The 3012-nt window shown below is 68.5% G+C and carries 2 protein-coding genes and 1 pseudogene; 2 read left to right on the plus strand and 1 reads right to left on the minus strand.

Annotated elements, in window-relative coordinates:
• Nucleotides 1-669 (plus strand): annotated as a pseudogene (locus CA983_RS42155) (alanine and proline-rich secreted protein Apa); the annotation flags it as partial.
• A 98-nt stretch (nucleotides 670-767) separates the two neighbouring features.
• On the opposite strand, the gene CA983_RS42160 reads toward CA983_RS42155, so the two are convergent.
• Nucleotides 768-2273, minus strand: a complete 1506-nt coding sequence (locus CA983_RS42160) for an amino acid permease (RefSeq protein ID WP_086605920.1) — start codon at nucleotides 2271-2273, stop codon at nucleotides 768-770.
• A gap of 299 nt (nucleotides 2274-2572) precedes the next feature.
• Between CA983_RS42160 and CA983_RS42165 the strand changes: the two genes are divergently transcribed.
• Nucleotides 2573-3012: ribose-5-phosphate isomerase (locus CA983_RS42165; RefSeq protein ID WP_086605921.1), on the plus strand; the 440-nt coding region annotated here is incomplete at its 3' end.

Raw genomic sequence — 3012 nt, forward strand, 5'->3', positions numbered from 1 at the left:
GCCCGCCCCCGAGCCGGCCACCGCCGTACGATGCTCGCCGCCGCGGCGGCCACCGTCACGACGGTCGGCGCCGTGGTAGGAATCCTGCTGGCGACGTCCTCCGGCTCACCGGGCGGCGACGCCCCCCGCGCGGACGCCTCGGCCTCCGCACCACTCACCACGGACCCGGCCACAGCCCCGACCGCTGACCCCACCCCGGACTCCACGCCCTCAGCCACCGTCGAAGGCACATCCCGGCCGCAGAGCCTGCCGCCGGGCGCGCACCGGGAGGCCGGAGGGTTCGCCTGGGCGACACCCGAGGGCTGGCGGCGGGACGTGAAGACGGGCGCGGAGGTGCACTACACCTCCCCGGACGGCACGCAGGAACTCGTCGGCAAGTCGTCCCTGGCCCGTGGCGACCTGCTGAAGACCTGGCAGACCTCGGAGCGCAACGCCCACCAGGGCCAGGACTACCGCAAGATCCGCCTGGAGGAGACCACGTTCCGCGGCCACCCGGCGGTGGTCTGGGAGTACACGTTCACGCTGCAGGGCGTCCACTGGCACGCCCGCCTGCTCGGCTTCAACGTGGACGGCACGTCGTACCAGATCAACACCTGGTACGACTCCGGCATCGAACCGGAAGCCCTCCGCACGTACGAGAAGGTCAAGGACAGCTTCACGGTGCTGTAGGCGGCAACGGAAAGGGCCTGCGGCGCGTGTACGGGAAGTACGGGAAGAACACGCACCGCAGGCCCCCGGTCCACCACGAACGGAGAGCGCCGGAAGGGTCAGCCGGCCGAGACCTCGTCCCGGCTGTCGTCCTGCGCCTGCGCCTGGCCCTGGGCGGCGTCAACGGCGGCGGCCCGCCGCCCCCCACGGACCTTCTCCTTCACGAAGGCGACGGCGAGGACGAGCGCCGCGACGAGCAGCGACAGCACGATGGTCTGGCGCCCGTCGTGCTCGGTGTCGGTGAGCATGTAACCGAGGATGAACACGATCAGCGCGGCCGTCGCCCAGGTCAGGTACGGGTACAGCCACATCTTCACGACGAGCTTCTCAGGCGCCTCGGCCTGGATGATCTTCCGCATCCGCAGCTGGGAGAAGCAGATCACCAGCCACACGAACAGGGCGACCGCGCCACTGGAGTTCACGAGGAAGAGGAAGACGGAGTCCGGGAACTTGTAGTTGAAGAAGACGGCGACGAATCCGAACGCGACGGACGCGAGGATCGCCGTGCGCGGCACGCCGTTGGCGGTCGTGCGGGCGAAGGCCTTGGGCGCGTCGCCGCGCCGGCCGAGCGAGAAGGCCATGCGGGAGGCGGTGTAGAGGCCGGAGTTGAGGCAGGACAGCACCGAGGTCAGCACGATGAAGTTCATGATCTGACCGGCGTGCGGAATGCCGAGGGAGTCGAGCGCGGCGACGTAGGAGCCGTCGTCGGTGATGGACTTGCTGTCCCAGGGCAGCAGGGACACCACGACGAGGATCGAGCCGAGGTAGAAGACGGCGACTCGCCAGATGATGCTGTTGGTGGCCTTGGTGACGGCCTGCTGCGGGTTCTCGGACTCACCGGCGGCCAGGGTGGCGATCTCGCTGCCCATGAAGGAGAAGACGACGAGCAGCACACCGGTGAGGATCGCCCCGGCACCATGGGGCAGGAAGCCGCCGTGCTCGGTGAGGTTGCTCAGCCCGGCCTGTTCGCTGTCGACGCCGGGCAGCACGCCGAAGACGGCGAGCCCGCCGATGACGATGAACGCGGCGATCGCGACCACCTTGATCCCGGCGAACCAGAACTCGAACTCGCCGTACGACCCGACGGAGACGAGGTTGGTGGCGGTGAGCACCACCATCACGATCAGGGCCCAGGCCCACTGCGGCACGGCCGGTATCCACCCCTCCAGGATCACGGCACCGGCGGTCGCCTCCACCGCCAGCACGACCACCCAGAAGAACCAGTACAGCCAGCCGATGGAGAAACCGGCCCAGGGACCGAGCGCCCGGTCGGCGTGCGCGGAGAAGGAACCCGAGGTCGGGTTGGCGGCCGACATCTCACCGAGCATCCGCATCACCAGCACGACGAGCGTGCCGACGAGGGCGTACGACAGCAGGATGCCGGGCCCCGCGGTGGCGATACCCGAGCTGGACCCCACGAACAGGCCCGCCCCGATGACACCGCCGATGGCGATCATCGACAGATGCCGGTTCTTGAGCCCGGCCCGGAGCCCGGGTTCGCCGCCGGGTTCTCCGGGGCCGCCGGGTTCGTTTCCTGTCGTGTTGAGAGTCGGCTGCGAGGTCATGGAACGGTTTTCCTTTGCGCCGGGGAGCTGTTTTCCGTACGCACCGCCTGAGCCGTACGAACGGGGGTGTGTCGCGGCAAGACGGTGTACAGGGGCTCATACGAGCGGTGTACGAGCGGCGTACGAGCGGTGTACGAGCGCGTCCAGTGAATCGGAGGCGAACGATGGGGAGAACCTTTGAATCCAGATTGTTACTTGAGGTTTTCCTGAGCTTCTATAACGTGGCTCACATTCGCCTCGCGTTTTCGTGAGCGCCACCCGACGCGCCTGCCCCGAAACACCCGTGTCACACTCGTCCCATGCGCGTGTACCTCGGCTCGGACCATGCGGGCTACGAACTCAAGAACCACCTCGTCGAGTGGCTGAAGGCGGCGGGTCACGACCCCGTCGACTGCGGCCCGCACATCTACGACGCCCAGGACGACTACCCGCCCTTCTGCCTCCGCGCCGCGGAGCGGACGGCCGCGGACCCCGAGGCCCTCGGCATCGTCATCGGCGGCTCGGGCAACGGCGAGCAGATCGCCGCGAACAAGGTCAAGGGCGTCCGTGCGGCCCTCGCCTGGAGCGAGGAGACGGCGGCACTCGGCCGCCAGCACAACAACGCCAACGTCGTCGCCGTGGGCGCGCGCATGCACTCGCAGGACGAGGCGACGGCGTTCATCGAGACGTTCCTCAGCACGCCGTTCTCCGGTGACGAACGTCACATCCGCCGAATCGACATGCTCGACACGTACGAATC

Source organism: Streptomyces swartbergensis (assembly GCF_002148965.1).
Lineage (GTDB): Bacteria > Actinomycetota > Actinomycetes > Streptomycetales > Streptomycetaceae > Streptomyces > Streptomyces swartbergensis.

What these genes read in the sequence shown, in the direction of transcription:
- CA983_RS42160 (WP_086605920.1), bottom strand. Translation starts at nt 2,273, where the DNA reads ATGACCTCGCAGCCGACTCTCAACACGACAGGAAACGAACCCGGCGGC.